The sequence below is a fragment of the Actinophytocola xanthii genome, assembly GCF_001921205.1.
In the GTDB taxonomy this organism is placed as follows: Bacteria; Actinomycetota; Actinomycetes; order Mycobacteriales; family Pseudonocardiaceae; genus Actinophytocola; species Actinophytocola xanthii.
On the sequence record NZ_MSIE01000014.1, the window covers coordinates 59,259 to 79,030 of the forward strand.

Here is a 19,772-nt window from a genome sequence, read left to right on the forward strand (position 1 = left end):
GGCTAGCGTCCAATACGGTGCACTGCGAGGGGTCGGAGGTCACGCAGGGCTCATCTCGCCACGGTTGTGGGACCATGCGCCGTGTGATCGAGGTGCGGGATCCCGACGATGCGCGACTGGACGACTTCCGCGGGCTGACCACGGCCGATCGACGCCCCGACCGACCGGGTGGTCGTGGGCTGGTGATCGCCGAGGGGGTCGTGGTGGTCCGGCGGATGCTGGCCTCGCGCTACCCGCTGCGTGCCGTGCTCGGCGTGCCGCGGCGGCTCGAGGAGCTCGCCGAGGACCTCGCCGGCCGCACCGCGCCGGTCTACGCGTGCTCGGCCGAGCTGATGGCCGAGGTGGTGGGCTTCCACCTCAACCGGGGTGTGCTCGCGGTCGCCGACCGACCGGTGCCGTGGACGCCGCTGGACGTGGTGCGGGACGCGCGGCGGCTGCTGGTGCTGGAGGGGGTCGGCGACCACGAGAACCTGGGCTCGTTGTTCCGCAACGCCGCCGCGCTCGGCGTGGACGGGGTGCTGCTCGGTCCCGGCTGTGCCGACCCGCTCTACCGGCGCAGCGTCCGGGTCTCGATGGGGCACGTCCTCGCCGTGCCGTTCGCGCCGCTTGCCGAATGGCCGGTCGGGCTGAAGTGGCTGCGGGAGGAGGGGTTCCGGGTGCTCGCGATGACCCCGGCGGCCGAAGCCGTGCCGGTCGGGGAGTTCGCGGGGGTGGAGCGGCTGGCCGTCCTGCTGGGCTCGGAGGGTCCGGGGCTCACCTCGGCGGCGATCGAGGCCGCCGACGCCGCCGTGCGGATCCCGATGGCCGGCGGCGTCGACTCGCTCAACGTGGCCACCGCGGGCGCGGTCGCCTTCTACGCTCTCGGTACGTTCCCGGGGTAACTGGAGACGGGGCGGCAGGGGGAGGGAGCAGCTGTGCAGCTGCGCGCCAGGGGTGAGCGTGCGGTGCTGGTCGGGTACGAGGGGGAGGTCGAGCACGAGGTCGATCCCCGTCGGCTGCCGCTGGGCGGGGAGCTGACCGACGCGCTGCACGAGTGGGCCAGGGTGGCCGGGGCCGTCGCCCGCGGCGGCCCGGAGGCCAACCCCGCGGCGAGCGCCGTGGTGACCCGGCGAGGCCTGCAGCTGGCCGCCCGGGTGGCGGCCTCCATGGGCGCCCCGGTGGACTACCTCGACCCGCTCACCGGGGAGGAGCGGACGGTCGACCCGCCGCCGGCGCGGGCGCGGGTGCGGCGCCCTCCGCGTCCGCCGGAGCCGACACCCTGGCTGACCGGCCTCACGGTGTCCGGCGTGGTGCTGGCGATCGTGCTGTTCACCGTGGTCACCCTGGCCGCGACGCTCGCCGCGACACATGCCCTGCTGGCCGTGGCGTCCAACGTCGTGGTCACCGTGGGGCTGCTGCCCTCGCTGTGGCTGGTGCGCCGCCAGCCGGTCTGGCGCTGGGTGGCCTACGGCGTCGGCGCGGCGATCGTCCTGGCCTGGCTGGTGCTGCCGTTCGTCCTGCTGTAGTCGGCGTCGGTGTCGTCGGGGCCCGCGCCCGGCACGGCCGCCGCCGCCGGTGCGAGCGGCAGCGTGACCGTGACGACCAGCCCGCCGCCGGGGCGCGGCTCGGCGTGCACGGCCCCGTCGTGCGCGGTGGCCACCGCCCGCACGATCGACAGGCCGAGGCCGGCGCCGCCGCCGTGGGTGCGGCTGAGCCGGCGGAACGGCTCGAACAGCGAGGGCACCTCGTAGGGCGCCACGGCGGGGCCGGTGTTGGTGACGCTCACGAAGACCGTCCCGTCCGGGCGGCTGCCGGTGTCGACCCGCACCCAGCCGTCGGCCACGTTGTGCCGGACGCCGTTCTCCACGAGGTTCTGCACCAGCCGTTCCAGCAGGACGGGGTCGCCGGCGGTGGGGGCCTCGGTGCCGCCGGCCCGCACGTCCACCGCGGCGGACTGCTGGGCCGCGACGTGCGCCACGATGTCGGCGAGGTCGACGAAGGACCGGTCGGTGAGCTCGCGGTCGGACCGGGCGAGCAGCAGCAGGCCGTCGATCAGCCGCTCGTGCCGGGCGTTGACCTCCAGCAGGGTCTCGCCCAGCTGGCGGGTCCGCGCGGGGGTTCCCGGCCGGGTCATCGCGATCTCGAGCAGGGTGCGGTTGAGGGTCAGCGGCGTGCGCAGCTCGTGCGAGGCGTTGGCGATGAACCGGGCCTGCCCCTCGAACGACTGGTCGAGGCGTTCGAGCATCAGGTCGAAGGTGTCGCCGAGGCGTGTGAGCTCGTCGCTCGGGCCGGACAGCGCGAGGCGTTCGTGCAGGTTGCGCGGGGAGTCGGCGATCCGCCGGGCGGTCTCGGTCACGCGGTGGAGTGGTTGGAGCATCCGCCCGGCGATCAACCAGCCGATCGCGGTCGCCAGAGCGCCCACCACGGCCAGGGCGATCCCGCCCATCGCCAGCAGTGCCGTCAGCATGTCCTCGGGGCTGACCCCGCTGATCTGGGTGCTCCGCACCGCACCCGGAGGCGGTTGCACCGAGCCCGGCCCGCGGACGTCGGTGACGCTGACCCCGCCGGCGAACCGCTGCGAGACCAGCGCGTAGGTCACCCCGAGCAGCACCAACCCGGCCAGGAAGAACAGCCCGCCGTACACCAGGGTCAGCCGCGCGCGGATGGTCAGCCTGCTCATGGGATGCGGTACCCCACTCCCGGGTCGGTCAGCACCACCGCCGGCTCACCGAGCTTGCGGCGCAGCTTGAGAATGATCATCCGGACGGTGTGGGTGAACGGGTCGGCGTGCTCGTCCCACGCCTTCTCCAGCAGCTGCTCGGCCGAGACCGCCGCGCCCTGCGCCAGCAGCAGCTCGGTGAGCACGGCGAACTCCTTGCGGGAGAGCGGGACGTACCGCCCGTCGCGGTACACCTCACGGCGGTGCGGGTCCAACCGGATCCCGGCTCGCTCGAGCACCGGCGGCGCCGCCGGTCGCGCCCGGCGGCCCAGCGCCGCCACGCGGGCGGCCAGCTCGCGGAACGCGAACGGCTTGGGTAGGTAGTCGTCGGCGCCCAGGGCGAGCCCGGCGACCCGATCGTCGACGTCCGAGGCTGCGGTCAGCATCAGCACCCGCACCTGCGAGCCGGCCAGCTCGCGACACACCTCGTCGCCGTGCACCACCGGCAGGTCGCGGTCGAGCACCACCACGTCGTAGTCGTGCACGCCGAGCCGTTCCAGCGCGGCGCCGCCGTCGTGCACCACGTCCACGGCATGGGCGGCCCCGCGCAGCCCCTCGGCCACCGCGTCGGCCAGCAGCGGCTCGTCCTCGACGACCAGGATGCGCATGGCCGCCATGGTCTCCCGCCGCGGTGTCACCTCCGCGTCAACATCGCGGGAGACGGCCCGGTGACGGCCGCGTCGATGTACTCCCCGCCGACGGCCGGGACCCGCCCGGCCGGTCGAGGAGGCGATCACATGCGCGTCAGGACGACCGCACTGGGGCTGTTGTTGCTCGTGCTGGCCGGGTGCGGCTCCGGCATCGACGGGGACCAGGGGGCGCCGGGCCCGAGCAGCGAGCCGAACGAGCAGGAGGCCGCGCTGGAGTACTCGCGGTGTATGCGGGAGAACGGGGTTCCCGACTTCCCGGACCCGGAGCCGGGCGAGAACGGCGAAGCGAGGCTGTCCACTCCGGAGGGAGCCGACAAGGAGGCCATGGACGCCGCGAACGCCGAGTGCAAGCGCCTGTTGCCCAACGGCGGCGAGCCGCGCGAGATGGATCCGGAGGACATCGTCAAACAGCGGGCGTTCGCGCGGTGCATGCGGGAGAACGGGCTGCCGGACTTCCCCGACCCGAAGCCCGACGGCGGGATCGCCGTCGAGGGCGGCCCGAACCTCGACCCGTTGAGCGAGGAGTTCAAGGCCGCCGAGCAGAAGTGCGCCAAGCACCTGCCGGACGGCGGTCGGGGCGCCACGACCGACCACGAGGACGGCGAATGAGTCCCGTGAGGTCCGGGAAGGCGGGAAGGCTCGTGGGCGCCGTGGTCGCCGTCGTTCTGACCGCCGCGGCGGCGACGGCGGCCGCGGTGGGGTTCGACTGGGGCCCCGCCTCGACGTCCCCGCCCACCCGGAGACTTCCGGAGACGGCCGAGCTGACCCGGCAGACCCTGGTCGACAGGCGGATCGAGAACGGGTCGCTCGGCCACGGCGATGCCACCGGCGTGGCCGGGCGGCTGGGTGGGACGGTGACCGCGCTGCCGGCACCCGGGGCGACGCTGTCGCGGGGCCAGGCGCTGTACCGGGTCGACGACACCCCGGTGGTGTTGCTCTACGGTCGCCTGCCGGCCTACCGGACGCTCGCCCCGGGCGTCGAGGGCGCCGACGTGGTGCAGTTCGAGCGGAACCTCGCCGCGCTCGGCTACACCGGGTTCACCGTGGACGAGGAGTACACCTCGGCCACCGCCGCCGCGGTGGCCGACTGGCAGGACGACCTCGGCCTGAGCGAGACCGGCACGGTCGAGATCGGTCGGGTGTTCTACGCGCCGGGACCGGTGCGGGTCGAGACGGTCGGTGTTGCCCCCGGCGACCCCGCCCAGGGCGAGCTGCTCACGGTCACCGGCACCTCCCGCGTGGTCACCGTCGAGCTGGACCCCGAGGACCAGCGCCTGGCGCCGAAGGGCGCGGCCGTGGACGTCACCCTCCCGGACGGGAAGCGGGTCGCCGGCACGGTGGCCGGCTCGCGCACCGTGGAGACGCAGGCCGAGAACGGCGGAGACCCGACGACCTCGCTCGTCGTGACCGTGACCGTCGCCGACCAGAAGGTCCTGGGTGCCTACGACGAGGCGAGCGTGCGGGTCGCCTTCACCGCCTCGCGGCGGCCGGACGTGCTGACCGTCCCGGTCGCCGCGTTGCTCGCGCTGGCCGGCGGTGGGTACGGGATCGAGGTCGTGGACCGCGGGTCGACCCGGCTCGTCCCGGTGGAGACCGGCCTGTTCGCCGACGGCCGGGTCGAGGTCGACGGCACGGGCCTGACCGAGGGCATGCGGGTGGGGGTGCCGTCATGACCGGGCCGGTGGTCGAGCTGGTCGACGTGACGCGGTCCTACCCCGGGGTGACGGCGCTGCGTTCGGTGTCGCTCGAGGTCGCCTACGGCGAACTGGTGGCCGTTGTCGGGCCGTCCGGCTCGGGCAAGTCGACGCTGCTGCACCTCGTGGGGACGCTGGACCGGCCGTCGTCGGGAACCGTGCGGATCGACGGCCACGACGTGGCGTCGTTGTCGGACCGGCGGCTGTCGGCCCTGCGGGCGAGCCGGATCGGCTTCGTGTTCCAGCAGTTCCACCTGGCGCCGGGCCGGTCCGCGGTGGACAACGTGGCGGAGGGGCTGCTCTACGCGGGGGTGCCGCGCCGGGAGCGCGAGCGCCGGGCCGAGGCGGCACTGGTCCGCGTCGGACTGGCCGAGCGGCTCGACCACCGCCCGCACGAGCTGTCCGGTGGCGAGCGCCAGCGGGTGGCGATGGCGAGGGCGGTGGCCGGCGAGCCGGCGCTGCTCCTGGCCGACGAGCCGACCGGCAACCTCGACTCGGTCGCCGGCGCCGGGGTGATGGCGCTGCTCTGGGAGCTGTCCTCGGCGGGGACGACGGTCCTGGTCGTCACCCACGACCGCGAGATCGCCGCGAGCCTGCCCAGACAGGTCGCCCTCCTGGACGGGGAGATCGTCTGATGGCCGCCGACCGGGATCCGCTCGACGGCCGGCTGGGTGGGGATCGGCTGGGTGGGAGCCGGGTCGGTGGCGGTCGGCGTGGTTCTGGCTCGCTGGTTCCGGCCCGTCTCCGGTGTGGTGACGTGCTCCGGGTCGGCGGCTCGGGGCTGCGTGCCCGGCCGTTGCGGGTGTTCCTCTCCGCGCTCGGGATCGCCATCGGGATCGCCGCGATGGTGTCCGTGGTCGGGATCTCCTCGTCCTCCCGGGTGGACCTGGACCGGCGCCTCGCGGCGCTGGGCACCAACCTCCTGACCGTGCAGCCCGGCACCAGGCTGGACGGCGGAGAGGCCACGCTGCCGGTCGAGGCGCCCGAGATGATCTCCAGGATCGCCCCGGTCCGGGAGGTCGCCGCGGCCGGGAAGGTGGCCGATGCCACCGTCTACCGCAACGACCGCATCCCCGAGGTGGAGACCCGCGGGCTGACCGTGCAGGCCGCCGCCCTGGACCTGCCGCGCACGGTCGGTACCGAGGTGACCGAGGGCGCCTGGCTCAACGAGGCGACCGCCCGCTATCCCGCCGTCGTGCTCGGCGCGGCGGCGGCCGACCTGCTCGGCGTCGCTCCCGGCGTCGACGTCTACCTGGGCGGTCGCTGGTTCAGCGTCGTCGGTGTGCTGGCGCCGGCGCCGCTGGCCCCCGAGCTGGACAACGCCGCCCTGGTCGGCTGGGCCGCCGCGAAGTCCTATTTGGACTTCGATGGCCACCCGACGACCGTCTACACCCGAAGCCTGGACTCCGCCGTCGAGTCGGTGGCCGACCTGCTCGCGGCGACGGCGAACCCCGCCGCCCCGGGTGAGGTTCTCGTGTCCCGCCCGTCGGACGCGCTCGTCGCTCGCCAGGCGACCGAGGAGGCGTTCACCGGGCTGCTGCTCGGGCTGGGTGCCGTCGCGCTGCTGGTCGGCGGCGTCGGGGTGGCCAACACGATGGTGATCTCGGTTCTGGAGCGGCGGGCGGAGATCGGCCTGCGCCGCTCGCTCGGCGCAACCCGCGGCCAGCTCCGGCTCCAGTTCGTGGCCGAGTCCCTGCTGCTCTCGGCATTGGGCGGGGTCGCGGGCGCCCTGCTCGGCGTCCTGGTCACCACCGCCTACGCGGCGACCAGGGGCTGGCCGACGTCGGTACCCCCGTGGGCGACCCTGGGCGCCGTCGCCGCGACGCTGGTCATCGGCGCCCTGGCCGGTCTCTACCCGGCGATGCGGGCCGCCCGCCTGGCGCCGACGCAGGCCCTGGCAGCCCCCTGACCGCGCGGGCTCGCGGGGCGGCGAACGGACCCCGCGAGCCCGCCGGCTCAGGCCAGCGACTCCAACCAGGTGCGGTGCAGGGCGGCGAACCGGCCCCCGGCCGGGTGCTCGACGAGCTCCGCGGGGGAGCCGTCCTCCACGATCCGGCCGCCCTCCACCACCAGCACCCGGTCGGCGATCAGCACGGTCGACAGGCGGTGGGCGATGATCAGCGCCGTCCGGTCGGCCAGCACCGACTCCAGGGCCCGCTGCACCGCCCGCTCGGTCGGCACGTCGAGGCTCGAGGTGGCCTCGTCCAGCACCAGCACCGCGGGGTCGGCCAGGAACGCCCTGGCGAACGCCACCAGCTGGCGCTGTCCGGCCGACAGGCGGCCGCCGCGCTTGCGCACGTCGGTGTCGTACCCCCCGGGCAGCGCGCGGATGAACTCGTCCGCGCCGACCGCCTCCGCCGCGGCCTCGATCTCCGCCCGGCTCGCACCGGGCCGGCCGAGGGCGATGTTGTCCGCGACCGAGCCGGCGAACAGGAAGTTCTCCTGGGTGACCATGACCACCGCACGGCGCAGCTCGGCGTCGGCCACCGACCGCAGGTCCACCCCGGAAAGCGCCACCCGGCCGCTGGGCGGGTCGTAGAACCTGGCCACCAGCTTCGCGATGGTCGACTTGCCCGCGCCGGTCGCGCCGACCAGGGCGACGGTCTGCCCGGCGGGAACGGCCAGGTCGAACCGGGGCAGCACCACCGGCCCACCCGTCGAGTAGCGGAACTCCACGCCGTCGAAGGTCACCGCGCGACCGGTTTTGGCCGGCGGCAGCGCCACGGGGCTCGCCGGATCGACCACGGTCGGCCGCTCCTCGAGCACCCCGGAGATCTTCTCCAGCGCCGCGATCGCCGAGGTGTAGGAGTTGGCGAACATGGCGAGCTCGTCGAGCGGATCGTAGAAGCGGCGCAGGTACAGGGTGAACGCCGTCAGCACGCCCAGCTCGAGGCCACCCTGGACCACCCGCACCGCACCGATCGCCAGCACCAGGGCGAGCGAGAGGTTGCCGACCAGCCGCACGGTCATCGTGAACGTGGCCATCACGTCCAGCGCCCTCTTGTTCGCCCCGCGGAACTCGTCGTTGAACCCGGCGAGGATCGACTCGTTGCGGGACTCCCGGCGGAACGCCTGCACGGCCCGCATCCCGTTCATCGTCTCGACGAACTGGACGATGATCTTCGCGATGGCGCCGCGGGTGTTGCGGTAGGCGTAGCGCGAGCGCAGGTAGAACCAGCGGGTCACCAGCACCACCGGGATCAGCCCGGTGAGCACCAGCAGCCCGAGCGGCAGGTCGAGGACCAGGAGCATCACCGCGATGCCGAACACCGACAGGACCGCGGTCAGCAACCCGTCCAGGCCGTCCTCGAGCAGGTCGTGCAGCGAGTCGATGTCGCTGGTGAGCCGGGAGATGACCTTTCCGGAGGTGTAGTCCTCGTGGAAGGACAGCGACAGCCGCTGGGCATGGCCGAAGACCCGCTGCCGCAGGTCCAGCAGCACGTCCTGGCCGAACCGCCCGGACACCTTCAGGAACGCGAAGCGCAGCGCGGCACCGCCCAGCCCGGCCGCCAGGTAGCCACCCACGCACCAGGCGAGCACGGCGGTGTCGCCGTCGATCGCGTTCGGGATGCCGGTGTCGATCGTGATGGCGATCATCAGCGGCCCGGCGAGCACCACCAGGTTCTCGGTGACCACCAGCGCCAGCGCCAGCAGCGCGGTCCACAGCCGGGGGCGGACCAGCGAGGCGAGCAGCACGCGGGACCGCTTCTGCAGTCGGGCGCCGACGACCGCGTCGAGCTCGGTCACGTCCTCGGCGGCGACGCCCCGCCACTGCTCGTCGGGACCGGGTGTCGTCACCTGGTCCGCCTGGTTCGTCGGCGCGCTCATGCGACCACCTCGCTCCTGGCATCGTCGTCGGTGGAGAGCAGGGCCCGGTACTCGGCGTTGCCGGCCAGCAGGTCCGAGTGGGTGCCGACGGCCGTGATCCGCCCGCCGGAGAGCATCGCGACCCGGTCGGCCAGCTGGACGGTGCTCGGCCGGTGGGCCACCACCAGCGCGGTCACGTCCCGCAGCACGCTGCGCAGCGCGTGCTCGACCTCGGCCTCGGTGTGCACGTCGAGCGCGGAGAGCGGGTCGTCGAGAACGAGCACCGACGGCCGCCCGACCACAGCGCGGGCGAGGGCGAGCCGCTGGCGCTGCCCGCCGGACAGGGACAGGCCCTGCTCGCCGATCCGGGTGTCCAGGCCCCACGGCAGCGCGTCGACGAAGTCCTCGGCGGCGGCCACCCGCAGCGCCTGCCGCACGTCGTCCTCGTCGACCTCGGTGCCGCCGAGCGCGACGTTCTCCCGCACGCTCGCGGAGAACAGCACGGGCTCCTCGAACGCGGTCGCCACGACCCTGCGCAGCTGGCCGAGCTCGAGGTCGCGCACGTCGACGCCGTCCACCGTGACTCGCCCGCCGGTCACGTCGACCAGCCGGGGGACCAGCGCGGTGAGCGTGGTCTTCCCGGAGCCGGTCGCGCCGACCAGCGCCACGGTCTCACCCGGACGGACGTCGAGGGTCACGCCGCGCAGGATCTCGGTGTCGCTGCCGGGGTGGGCGAAGCGCACGTTCTCGAACCGCAGGTGACCGCGGGCGGTGGCGGGCAGCCGGCGCGGTACCGGTGGGTCGGTGATGGTGATCTCGGCGTCCCGGACCTCCCAGTAGCGCATGGCCGCCGTCGCCGCCTGGTTGGTCTCGGCGAGCAGCCAGCCGATGGAGTCGGTCGGCCAGCGCAGGTAGGTCGCGACGGCCACCGCGGCGACCAGCGTGCCGACGGTCATCGTCCCGTTGGCGATGCCGAACGTGCCGTAGAGCAGCTGCCCGCCGATCGCGATCTCGGGCAGCACGATGATCGCGCCCCACAGCAGGCCGACCACGTGCACCTTGCGCAGCTCGGTGCGGCGCAGCTCGCGGGCCTGCTCGGCGAAGCGGGCGGCGAGGTGCGGGCCGCGGCCGAACGCCTTGAGCACGCGGATGCCCAGTACGGACTCCTCGACGGTCGTGGCGAGATCGCCGTTCTGGTCCTGCGAGCGCCGGGCCAGCACGGCGTAGCGCGACTCGTAGAGGGTGGAGATCAGGATCAGCGGCGCCGCGCACAGGGTCGAGATCAGCCCCAGCATCGGGTCCAGCAGGAACAGGACGCCGAGCCCGATGACGAGCGTCAGGCTGTTCACGACCAGGAAGATCAACGCGAACGCGATGAACCGGCGAAGTGTCGACAGGTCCGACACCGCGCGGGACAGCAGCTGGCCGGACTGCCAGCGGTCGTGGAACGCGATCGGCAGTCGTTGCAGGTGGTGGTAGAGGTCCTTGCGCAGCTCGGCCTCGGCCCGGGTACTGGGCCCGGAGATGAGCCGCCGACGGGTGAAGAACAGCAGGGCCTCGGCCGCGCCGAGCACTCCGACGGCGGCGACCATCCAGCCGAGAGCCGAGGTGTCGCCGGTGGCCACCGGTCCGTCCAGGATCCGCTGGATGACCAGTGGGATGAGCAGCCCGCACATCATCGAGGCGAGCACCGCCACGGCCGAGCCGATCATCCGGCCGCGGACGGGTTTGAGGTAGGGGGAAAGCCGGCGAAGCGCGTCGAGGTTCGTGTTTCGGGCAGGCTGATGCGAATCGATCGTGTCGTTTTTCATGAGCTCCCCTGGGTGCCCATCGACGGTAGGTGATCGAGGGGCGCGCGGCATCTGCTTTTCGACTCTGCGACCTCGTGTGCGGTGGAGGTCAAGCGCGCGGGATCATCTGTCCATGACGCGACCGGAGCCGGTGCGTTACCTCCGCACCGAGCCGACGATGGCCTACCCAGACGGCCGCCTACTGGCAGTGCGTGACGGTCAACTGCACGTCCTGGCCCCCGATGGCTGGATCCGCCTACGCTCCACCACCCGCCCCCCAGGAACCACCCCACTAACCCGCGAGGAAGCAGAGGACTGGTGCGACCAGACCGGCTGGGACCTGGCCCTACTGGACACCCTCCCCCCAACAGGAGACCTGTAGCTCCCAAAGCCGGGACACCCGGCAGTTACCTCCCCAACCCAGGCAACCCCGCGCCAGCTACCCAAGCCCGGACGCACAACACCTAACCCCCTCGGGCACGCAAACCTCGCGCAGCTGCCCAATCCGGGACGCACAGCAGCTACCTCCCTCGGGCGGGTAACCCCCGCGCCAGCTGCCCAAGCCGGGACGCACAGCAGCTACCTCCCGGGAACAGGTTGAGGCCCGCGGCTGCGTGAGCGGGAGCGCGGGAGCGTCCGCCGTCTGGACTGACGCAGCGCCCGCAGGCGCCCCTGGCGCCGAGGACGCGGAGGAGGGAAGACGGCGGTCAAGCGGACGCGCGGAGCGAACAATCAAACACAGCTCAGCGGTTGGAGCGGGTCCCCAGAAGAACGTCCTCCCACGAGGGAACGATCGGCCGCCCCTTCTTCCCCTTCTTCGCCCTAGCAGGCTGAGGCGCCGGCTTGGGCTCCTCCTTCGCAGCCGGCACCGCAGGCTCCGGCTCCGGCTCCGGCTCAGAAGCCCCCACCGCCGACTCGCCAGGCGACACGACAGGAGCGGGCTCCTCCGGAACAGCGGGCTCTTCGACCGAGGGCTCAACCGCAGCCGGCTCCTCCCGAACCGGCTCCTCCGGAACCGACGGCTCAACCGGCTCCTCAACAGGCAACTGCTGCTGAGCAGCCGGCGCCTCGTAAGCAGGCGCAGGCTCCGGCTCCCGATACACCGGCGGCGCGACAGGCTCAGGCGCGACAGGCTCAGGCGCGACAGGCTCAGGCACCCGAGGCGCCACAGGCTGGCGCGGGTGCGGACTCGGCCGGCGTGTCTCCCCGCCCGGCGTGCCCAACCCGACCGGAAGCTCCGGCTCGTCGGTCAGCTCCATGTCCTGCACGAGCTCCTGCTCGCTCCGCGGCTCCTCGTCGGCACCGCCCCGTGGCGGCTCACCACCGTTGACCGCTCGTCGCCGCTCCACCGGTTCCAACGGCGGCCGCTCCACCTGCAACGCCTGTGCGGCAAGCTCGGTCACCGGCCGCACGGTCCGCAGCTGCCGGTTCGGGTTCGGGTCCAGCAGGTCGACAGCCAGGTCGTCCAGGGGCGTCACCGTCCCCCCGTGCGCACCGGGGTGGAACGCCCAGTGTGCGCGGTTGTGCGAGCGGCCGGCGGTCCAGGTCAGCTGGATCACCCACTTGCCGTCCTCGCCCTTCCACGAGTCCCAGGTGGCGGCGGTGTAGTCCTGGCCCCGCGCGGTGAACGCCTGCCCGACCACCTCACCCAGCTCCTGGACGTCGGGGCCGTCCTCGCGGATCGGGTGCGCGCGCTGCGCCAGCTCCGCGGTGCGGGATCGCTCCAACAGCACCGGGTAGGCGAACCGCTCGACGCGGTTCGCCGGGACGCCGGCCGCTGCCGCGACCTGCTCTACGGACTCTCCCGCACGGATGCGGGACTGGATCTCACGAGGACGCATCTGGCTCTCCAGCTCAATGGCGATCTGGCCGAGTCGGGTGATGTCTCCTCGGGCCGCCGCACGCAACCGTTCGTCCGCGGGAATCTGGAAGCGCTCGCCGCGTGCCGGGTCCTCGCAGATGACGATCTTGCCGTCCTCTCCGAGCCCGACGACCCGCAGCGAACGCATCGCGGCCTCCCTGGAACAGACTTCACCTCGCCAGTTGCCACGGTAGTTCGGCGGGTCGCCTTGACGTGCTAGGCGCGCCGAGTACCGTGCCTCGGGTCCAAAAACCGATCTTGCCGGTTCGCCGTCACCGGCGCCAGTGCGAACCGGTGATCTTCTCGTACGCCTCGACGTACCGCGTCCTGGTCGCGGCGACCACGTCGGCGGGTATCTCCGGCCCTGGCGGCTTCTTGTCCCAGCCGGTGCCGGCGGCCCAGTCGCGCACGAACTGCTTGTCGAACGCGTGCTGGGCCCGGCCCGGCACCCACTCGTCGGCCGGCCAGAACCGCGAGGAGTCCGGGGTGAGGACCTCGTCGGCCAGGACGAGCTCGCCGTCTGCGTCCCGGCCGAACTCCAGCTTGGTGTCGGCCACGATGATCCCGTTGGCGCTCGCCCGCTCGGCGCCCCGGCGGTACACCTCGAGGGTGAGCTCGCGCAGCCGGCCGGCCAGCTCGGTGCCCACCGCGTCGGCGACCTCGTCGAACGTGGCCGGCGCGTCGTGGCCGCCGTCGGAGACCTTGGTCGTCGGGGTGAAGATCGGCTCGGGCAGGCGGCTGCCCTCCACCAGGCCGGGCGGTAGCGGCACCCCGGAGATCGCGCCGGTGGCGAGGTACTCGCGCAGCCCGGAGCCGGCGAGGTAGCCGCGCGCGATGCACTCGAACGGCACCATCTCAAGGCGCCGGCAGCGGACCGCGCGGCCGGCGAACTCGTCCGGCACGTCGGTCGCCGACACCAGGTGGTTCGGCACGACGTCGGTGAGCCGGTCGAACCACCACACCGACAGCTGGGTCAGCAGCGCGCCCTTGTCCGGGATCGGGGTCGGCAGCACGACGTCGTACACCGACACCCGGTCCGACGCCACCAGCAGCAGGTCCGCGCCGTCGGAGTAGATCTCGCGGACCTTGCCGCTGTAGACGTGCCGCATCTCAGAGCCGCTCGACCAGCCAGTCCACACAGCGGGTGAGCGCGGTGACGTCGTCCGGCTCGACGGCCGGGAACATGGCCACCCGAAGCTGGTTGCGGCCGAGCTTGCGGTAGGGCTCGACGTCGACGATGCCGTTGGCCCGCAGCGCCTTGGCGATCGCCGAGGCGTCGGTCCCCGCCGCGAAGTCGATGGTGCCCACGACCTGCGACCGGTGCGCGGGGTCGGTGACGAACGGGGTGGTGAACTCGCGCTGCTCGGCCCAGGAGTACAGCCGGCTGGACGAGTCCCTGGTCCGCTCGGTGGTCCAGGCGAGGCCGCCGCGCTCGAGCATCCAGTCGATCTGCTCGGCGAGCAGGTAGAGCGTCGCCACCGCGGGCGTGTTGTAGGTCTGGTCCTTGAGCGAGTTGTCCAGCGCCGTGGTCAGCGAGAGGAACTCGGGCACCCAGCGGCCGCTCGCGCCGATCTCGGCGATCCGCTCCAGCGCGACCGGGCTGACCAGGGCAAGCCACAGCCCGCCGTCGGAGGCGAAGGACTTCTGCGGGGCGAAGTAGTAGACGTCGAAGTCGTTCGCGTCGACCGGCAGGCCGGCCGCGCCCGACGTCGCGTCGATCGCGACCAGCGCGGCGTCCGAGCCTTCGGGCCGGCGCACCGGCACGGCCACGCCGGTCGAGGTCTCGTTGTGCGCCCAGCCGACCAGGTCGCAGCCCTCGGCGTAGATGATCTCCGGCGCGGTGCCCGGCTCGGCGGAGGTCACGACCGGGTCGGCCAGGAACGGCGCGTCCTTGGTGACCTTGGCGAACTTGGCCGAGAACTCGCCGTAGGTGAAGTGCTGGGCGCGCTCCCGGACCAGGCCGAAGGCCGCGGCGTCCCAGAAGGCGGTGGTGCCGCCGTTGCCCAGGAGCACCTCGTAGCCCTCGGGGAGCGCGAACAGCTCCCGTAGCCCGGCGCGGACGCGACCCACCAGGGACTTCACCGGCTTCTGGCGGTGCGAGGTGCCCATCAACGCGGCCCCGCCGGAGACCAGGCTGGCCAGCTGCTCCGGGCGGACCTTGGACGGGCCCGAGCCGAAGCGGCCGTCGGACGGCTTGAGCTCGGCGGGCAGCACCAGCGAGGTCGGATCGATCGAGGTCGGTGACTGCGTCATCTGGCTGCGCCTCTCGGCAGTGCGGGTCGGGTCGCGGCGACGTTGCCGAGGCCAGTCTCTCTCATCGCCGGCGACCGGCGACCCGGGACCCGGCGTGGACGCCCGACAGGAGGAGGTCGCGGTCCCGGCCGGACCAGCTCACTCGGCCGGCCAGCCACCTTGGTCGAGCCCGCCCGGGATGGGTGCGGCCGGGTCGTAGGGGGTGCGGGTGAACACGAACGTCGCCAGGTCGAGGTGGCTCGGGGTGCCGTCGGCATGGTGGTGCAGGCGCAGGGTCTCGCCGGCGTAGTAGCCGTCCAGGCCCACCCAGGTGTTCTCGCCGTCGGGCCGGAAGCGGGAGGCGCGGCCGCTCCCGGAGGCCGGCCGCAGGTCCAGCCACCGCTCGGGCAGCAGACGCAGCACGAACGGCATCGGTCCCCAGAACCACTCGCCGGTCAGCGCGAGCAGCGCCGGGTCGGCCGCGGTCTGCGGTGCCCACTCGGCGGGCAGCGCCGGCTCGTAGTCGTCGACCAGCTTGAGCAGGTCGATGGCCAGCGCGGACACCCCGACGCCCGCCGTGCTGTTGGTCAGGGTCAGCACGCCGGTGGTCGTGGCCGGGTCGACCACGACGGTGGCCAGGAAGCCGGGCATCGAGCCGCCGTGTCCGGCCAGCCGCCGGCCCGAGTCCCGGAACAGCTGCAGACCCAGGCCGTAGCCCGAGGTCCAGGCGTCGCCGTCCTCGACGGCGACCGGCATGCGCATCTCGGCGACCGTGTCCGGGTGCAGCACCGACCCGGTGTCTCCGGCGATGAACCGCAGCCAGCGCGCCAGGTCCCCGGCCGTCGACCAGAGCTGACCGGCCGGGGCCATCGCGCCCGCGTCCGGCGCCGGCTCGGGCAGTAGCACGTCCGCGTAGGGGTGCACGGCCCAGCCGAGCGCGTGCGGTGCCTGCGGCATCGGCGTGGTGCGGGTCATCTCGAGGGGCTTCAGGACCTCCTCCCGCAGGCAGGACATCCAGTCGGCGCCGCGCAGCTCGGCGACCAGCTGGCCGAGCATGCCGTAGCCGAGGTTCGAGTAGTGGAACCGGCCGCCGGCGCGGTGCCTGGCCTGCTCGGCGGACATGCTCTCGACCAGCGCCGGCCAGCCGCCGCCCGGCGCGCGCTCCCACCACACGCCGGGCGACTCCGAGGTCATGCCGCCGGTGTGGGAGAGCAGCTGGGCCACGGTCAGGTGTCCGAAGGACGTCCCACCGAGGTGCTTGTCGACCGCGTCGTTGAGGTCGAGCCTGCCCTCGTCGCGCAGGCGCATCACCAGCACGGCGATGAACGTCTTGGTGATCGAGCCGATCCGGTACTGGGTGTCCACGTGCGGCGCCGCACCGTCCACGCTGCCCCGCGCCCCCGTCCAGAGCAGGTCCTGCCCCCGGACGACGGCGGCGACCAGCGACGGCGCCCTGCGCTCGGCCTGTTCCACGGCGACGCGGCGGAGCAACGCGAACTCGGTGGTCTGCAGCATGGCCGCATTCTGTCTGATGCCGGACTCCCTCTGGATCGGTCAGGTGGCGTTACCAATTACCGCTGCTAACGATTCCCAGGTCAGGACAGCAGGCCTCGGGCCATGGCGGTCGTCACGGCGGCGGTGCGGTCGGACACCTCGAGTTTGCCGAACGCGCGCAGCAGATGCGTCTTCACGGTCGCCTCGGTGATGTGCAGCGCGCGCCCGATCTCCGCGTTGGTCCGCCCCTTGGCCACCAGCGCGAGCACCTCCACCTCGCGCGCGGACAGCGTCTGCTGGACCGGCCGGCGGACCTGGTTCACCAGCCGACCGGCCACCGACGGGGCGAGCACGGTCTCCCCGCGGGCCGCCGCCCGGATGGCGCCGGCGAGGTCGGCCCGGGAGGCGTCCTTGAGCAGGTAGCCGGAGGCGCCGGCCTCCACCGCCCGCAGGATGTCCGCGTCCGTCTCGTAGGTGGTGAGCACGACCACCTTCGTAGCGGAGAACGTCAGGATCCGCTCGGTGGCCCCGACGCCGTCCAGGCCGCGCATCCGCAGGTCCATCAGGACCACGTCCGGGGCCAGGGCGCGGGTCTGGGCGACACCCTCCTCGCCGGAGCCGGCCTCGCCGACGACGGTCAGGTCGGGCTCGGCCTCCAGCATGCCCCGCAGGCCCTCGCGGACCACGGGGTGGTCGTCGACCAGCAGTACCCGGATCATCGGGGCACCTCCAGTTCCAGCGTCGTTCCGCCAGCCCCGCTGTGCACGGCGAGCCGCCCGCCGACCTGCTCGGCCCTGGCCCGCATGCCGCGCAGGCCGAACCCCTCGGTGGCCGGGTCGGGGTCGAAGCCGCGGCCGTCGTCGGTGACCCGCAGTGCCACCGTCGCCTCGGTGACGTCCAGGGACACCCGCACGTGTCGGGCGCCGGAGTGCCGGCGCACGTTGGTGAGGGCCTCCTGCACGGCCCGCAGGAGCACGACCTCCAGGCCCGTCGGCAGCTCGGCGAGGTCCCCGGTGAACCGGTGGTCGCAGCGGACGCCCGTCTCCTCGGCCAGGCGTTCGACCTGGCGGATGATGGCTTCGTCGAGCGAGCCGGTGCCCAGCGCGGAGGGCATCAGGCCGGCGACCAGCGCCCGCGCCTCGCCGAGGTTCTCCCGGGCGGTGCGCGCGGCGAGCGCCAGATGCCCGCGGGCCTTGTCGGTGTCGTGGTCCAGCTCGGACTCGGCGGCCTGGACGAGCGTCACCAGGCTGGTGAAGCCCTGGGCGAGCGTGTCGTGGATCTCGGCGGCGAGCCGGGAGCGCTCGGCGGCCACGCCCGCCTCGCGGGACAGCCGCCCGACCTCCTCCCGGCTCCGCTCCAACTCCCTGATCAGGTCGGCCCGCTGCTCGCTCTGGGACACGATCTGGTGAACCCAGACCCCGACCATCACCCCGAACGCCGTCGTGAAGACGGTGCCCGGTCCCAGCACCGCCAGCAGGCCCCCGGTGCCGTCCTCCACCAACGCGGCCAGCACGGGCAGCAGGTTGACCAGGACGACGGCCGCTACCGCCTCCCGCAGCGCCAGGCTCATGAACAGCAGCGGGCAGACCGCGAACAGCGCGAACGACGCGCCGCCCTGCAGTGCGACGGCCGCCATCAGCAGCAGCACGAGCCCGGCGGCGAAGATCCGTCCCCGATCCTGCCCCGCCGACACCTCCTCGGTGATCGCCGGCCGTCCGTAGCCGGCGTACCAGGCCGCCATCAGCGCCAGCACGCCGACGGCGGCCCAGCGGCGGAGTGGCCCGCCGACCCCGTCGGTCACGATGATCACGGCGATGGCGACCGACACGATGGCGAACAGGGCGTCCCACAGCCAGTACCACCGCAGCCAGGCGTCCCGTGCCGCGTTCATCCCCGTCTGTTCGTCCACCGGAACGTCACCAGGCACAGCAGCAGCCCGACCACGCACCACGCGCCCAGCGCCAGCGCCGTCGTCCCGTGCTCCCATGATCCCGCCGCCTCCTGGACCGCCATGCTGTCCGGTAGGAAGACCGAGCGGAAGCCCTGGGCAGCCCACTTGATCGGGAACAGCGAGCCGACCCGCAGCATCCACTCGGGCAGCGCGTCCAGTGTGATGTACACCCCGGACATGAACAGCAGCGCCACGTAGGGGACGTTGGTCACGGCGGCCGCGCTCTGCGCGCCCCGGGCGATCGAGCTGATCGCGATGCCCAGCAGCGAGCAGCTGACCACGGTCAGCAGGAACACCCAGGCAAAGGTGACCCAGCGGCCCGGGTCGGTGGGCAGCGTCACGTCGAACAGCGCCATGCCCACCGCGAGCAGCAGCACGACCTCGGCCAGGCTCGCCACCGCGACCAGGACGATCTTGCCCAGGAAGTAGGACGTCGCGGTGACCGGCGTGCCGTGCAGGCGCTTGAGCGTCCCGTCCTCGCGGTCCAGCGCGACGCCGACCCCCATGTTCAGGAACGAGGTGGCCACGATCCCCGCGCCGATCATGCTCGCCGAGAACACCTGCCCGACCGAGACGCCGTCGGGGTAGGTGCCGTTGAAGATCGAGGCCAGCAGGACGAGGATGAACGCCGGGAAGGTGAACGTGAAGATCACCTGCTCCCGCTGCCGGAAGAACTGCCTGAGCTCGATCCGGCCCCGGGAGAGCCCGACCCGCGTGGGGGACGGGAGCGCGGTGGCCTGTGCGGTGGTCATCGGGTCTCTCCGATCAGCTCGAGGTAGGTGTCCTCCAGGCTCGGTCTGGTCACGGTCAGCTCCGGGAGCTCGCGCCCCCGCGACAGCTCCGCGATCAGCGCGGTCGGCGTGTCGGTCAGCATCGTGCGCGGCCCCTCCTCGGCCAGCCAGCTGACCGTGGCCTTGGCCTGGGAGCGGCCGCCGAGCGTGGCCGGGGTGCCCTCGGCGACGACCCGCCCGCCGACGATCACGGCGACCCGGTCGGCCAGCGCCTCGGCCTCGTCCAGGTAGTGGGTGGTGAGCAGGATCGTCGTGCCGGTGCTGGCGAGCGACCGGATCAGCGCCCAGAACTGCCGGCGGGCCTCGGGGTCGAAGCCGGTCGTCGGCTCGTCGAGGAAGACCAGCTCCGGGCCGCCGATGATGCCGAGCGCGACGTCCAGCCGGCGCCGTTGGCCACCGGAGAGGCTCTTGACCCGCGCACCGGCCTTCTCGGTGAGGCCGACCCGCTCGATCACCTCGTCCACGTCGGCCGGGTGGGCGTAGTAGCCGGCGTAATGCCGCACGCTCTCCCGGACGGTCAGCTCCGCGGCGTCGTTGGCCGTCTGCAGCACGATGCCGATCCGGGCCCGCCACGCACGCCCCGCCGTGCCCGGGTCCTCGCCGAGGACCGACACCTCACCCCTGTCGCGCCGCCGGTGCCCCTCGAGCACCTCGACCGTCGTGGTCTTGCCGGCCCCGTTGGGACCCAGCAGCGCGAACACCTCACCCCGGCGGATGGCCAGGTCGACCCCGGCCACCGCGGTCACGTCGCCGTAGGACTTGCCGAGCCCTCGGACGGTTATCGCATCCATGCCCCCATGGTTT

General features: G+C 73.2%; 18 protein-coding genes. 6 read left to right on the forward strand and 12 right to left on the reverse strand.

The window, feature by feature from the left end; all coding sequences use genetic code 11:
- The first annotated feature begins 74 nt into the window (after positions 1-74).
- Together BU204_RS09555 and BU204_RS09560 are read left to right on the forward strand one after the other, a co-directional pair.
- Entirely contained in the window at positions 75-881 is an 807-nt protein-coding gene (locus BU204_RS09555; RefSeq protein WP_075125238.1) for a TrmH family RNA methyltransferase, read from the forward strand.
- A gap of 33 nt (positions 882-914) precedes the next feature.
- The gene (locus BU204_RS09560; protein WP_075125239.1) at positions 915-1,505 is read left to right on the forward strand and encodes a DUF2537 domain-containing protein; all 591 of its coding nucleotides are present in this window, start codon (positions 915-917) and stop codon (positions 1,503-1,505) included.
- On the opposite strand, the gene BU204_RS09565 is transcribed toward BU204_RS09560, so the two are convergent.
- Together BU204_RS09565 and BU204_RS09570 are read right to left on the reverse strand one after the other, a co-directional pair.
- The gene (locus BU204_RS09565) at positions 1,445-2,659 is read right to left on the reverse strand and encodes a sensor histidine kinase (RefSeq protein ID WP_075125240.1); all 1,215 of its coding nucleotides are present in this window, start codon (positions 2,657-2,659) and stop codon (positions 1,445-1,447) included. The two genes, BU204_RS09560 and BU204_RS09565, sit on opposite strands and share 61 nt — an antisense overlap.
- Positions 2,656-3,306, reverse strand: a complete 651-nt coding sequence (locus tag BU204_RS09570) for a response regulator transcription factor (protein WP_075125342.1) — start codon at positions 3,304-3,306, stop codon at positions 2,656-2,658. The genes BU204_RS09565 and BU204_RS09570 overlap by 4 nt, the downstream gene beginning before the upstream one ends.
- A 129-nt stretch (positions 3,307-3,435) precedes the next feature.
- On the opposite strand from BU204_RS09570, the gene BU204_RS09575 reads away from it, so the two are divergent.
- The 4 genes from BU204_RS09575 to BU204_RS09590 are packed head-to-tail and all read left to right on the forward strand — an operon-like array spanning position 3,436 to position 6,951.
- Positions 3,436-3,957 carry a hypothetical protein gene (locus BU204_RS09575; RefSeq protein WP_083661150.1) on the forward strand — a complete coding sequence of 174 codons (522 nt, stop codon included), beginning with the start codon at positions 3,436-3,438 and terminating at the stop codon, positions 3,955-3,957.
- On the forward strand, positions 3,954-5,021 hold the full coding sequence (locus BU204_RS09580; RefSeq protein ID WP_075125241.1) for a peptidoglycan-binding protein: 1,068 nt from the start codon (positions 3,954-3,956) through the stop codon (positions 5,019-5,021). The genes BU204_RS09575 and BU204_RS09580 overlap by 4 nt, the downstream gene beginning before the upstream one ends.
- Positions 5,018-5,677, forward strand: a complete 660-nt coding sequence (locus tag BU204_RS09585) for an ABC transporter ATP-binding protein (RefSeq protein ID WP_075125242.1) — start codon at positions 5,018-5,020, stop codon at positions 5,675-5,677. The genes BU204_RS09580 and BU204_RS09585 overlap by 4 nt, the downstream gene beginning before the upstream one ends.
- The gene (locus BU204_RS09590; protein ID WP_083661151.1) at positions 5,677-6,951 is read left to right on the forward strand and encodes an ABC transporter permease; all 1,275 of its coding nucleotides are present in this window, start codon (positions 5,677-5,679) and stop codon (positions 6,949-6,951) included. Before BU204_RS09585 ends, BU204_RS09590 begins: the two co-directional genes overlap by 1 nt.
- 47 nt (positions 6,952-6,998) lie before the next feature.
- On the opposite strand, the gene BU204_RS09595 is transcribed toward BU204_RS09590, so the two are convergent.
- The 10 genes from BU204_RS09595 to BU204_RS09645 form a co-directional block, all read right to left on the reverse strand.
- A complete protein-coding gene (locus BU204_RS09595) occupies positions 6,999-8,870 on the reverse strand; it encodes an ABC transporter ATP-binding protein (RefSeq protein ID WP_075125243.1) in 1,872 nt (623 codons plus the stop codon).
- Positions 8,867-10,660, reverse strand: coding sequence for an ABC transporter ATP-binding protein (locus BU204_RS09600; RefSeq protein WP_075125244.1), 1,794 nt, complete (start codon positions 10,658-10,660; stop codon positions 8,867-8,869). The genes BU204_RS09595 and BU204_RS09600 overlap by 4 nt, the downstream gene beginning before the upstream one ends.
- Before the next feature lie 722 nt (positions 10,661-11,382).
- Positions 11,383-12,648 (reverse strand): septation protein SepH, encoded by a 1,266-nt coding sequence (gene sepH / locus BU204_RS41880; RefSeq protein ID WP_083661153.1) that lies wholly within the window; start codon positions 12,646-12,648, stop codon positions 11,383-11,385.
- A 124-nt stretch (positions 12,649-12,772) separates the two neighbouring features.
- Positions 12,773-13,609 (reverse strand): phosphoribosylaminoimidazolesuccinocarboxamide synthase, encoded by an 837-nt coding sequence (locus BU204_RS09615; protein ID WP_075125246.1) that lies wholly within the window; start codon positions 13,607-13,609, stop codon positions 12,773-12,775.
- A 1-nt stretch (position 13,610) separates the two neighbouring features.
- The gene (gene serC / locus BU204_RS09620) at positions 13,611-14,753 is read right to left on the reverse strand and encodes a phosphoserine transaminase (RefSeq protein WP_075125247.1); all 1,143 of its coding nucleotides are present in this window, start codon (positions 14,751-14,753) and stop codon (positions 13,611-13,613) included.
- 138 nt (positions 14,754-14,891) lie between these two features.
- On the reverse strand, positions 14,892-16,247 hold the full coding sequence (locus BU204_RS09625) for a serine hydrolase domain-containing protein (protein WP_075125248.1): 1,356 nt from the start codon (positions 16,245-16,247) through the stop codon (positions 14,892-14,894).
- Between the two features lie 80 nt (positions 16,248-16,327).
- The gene (locus tag BU204_RS09630) at positions 16,328-16,945 is read right to left on the reverse strand and encodes a response regulator transcription factor (protein ID WP_075125249.1); all 618 of its coding nucleotides are present in this window, start codon (positions 16,943-16,945) and stop codon (positions 16,328-16,330) included.
- Positions 16,942-18,135, reverse strand: a complete 1,194-nt coding sequence (locus BU204_RS09635) for a sensor histidine kinase (protein WP_233159897.1) — start codon at positions 18,133-18,135, stop codon at positions 16,942-16,944. Before BU204_RS09635 ends, BU204_RS09630 begins: the two co-directional genes overlap by 4 nt.
- The gene (locus BU204_RS09640; protein WP_075125251.1) at positions 18,114-18,929 is read right to left on the reverse strand and encodes an ABC transporter permease; all 816 of its coding nucleotides are present in this window, start codon (positions 18,927-18,929) and stop codon (positions 18,114-18,116) included. Before BU204_RS09640 ends, BU204_RS09635 begins: the two co-directional genes overlap by 22 nt.
- Positions 18,926-19,759 carry an ABC transporter ATP-binding protein gene (locus BU204_RS09645; RefSeq protein WP_408607996.1) on the reverse strand — a complete coding sequence of 278 codons (834 nt, stop codon included), beginning with the start codon at positions 19,757-19,759 and terminating at the stop codon, positions 18,926-18,928. Before BU204_RS09645 ends, BU204_RS09640 begins: the two co-directional genes overlap by 4 nt.
- Positions 19,760-19,772 lie beyond the last annotated feature (13 nt).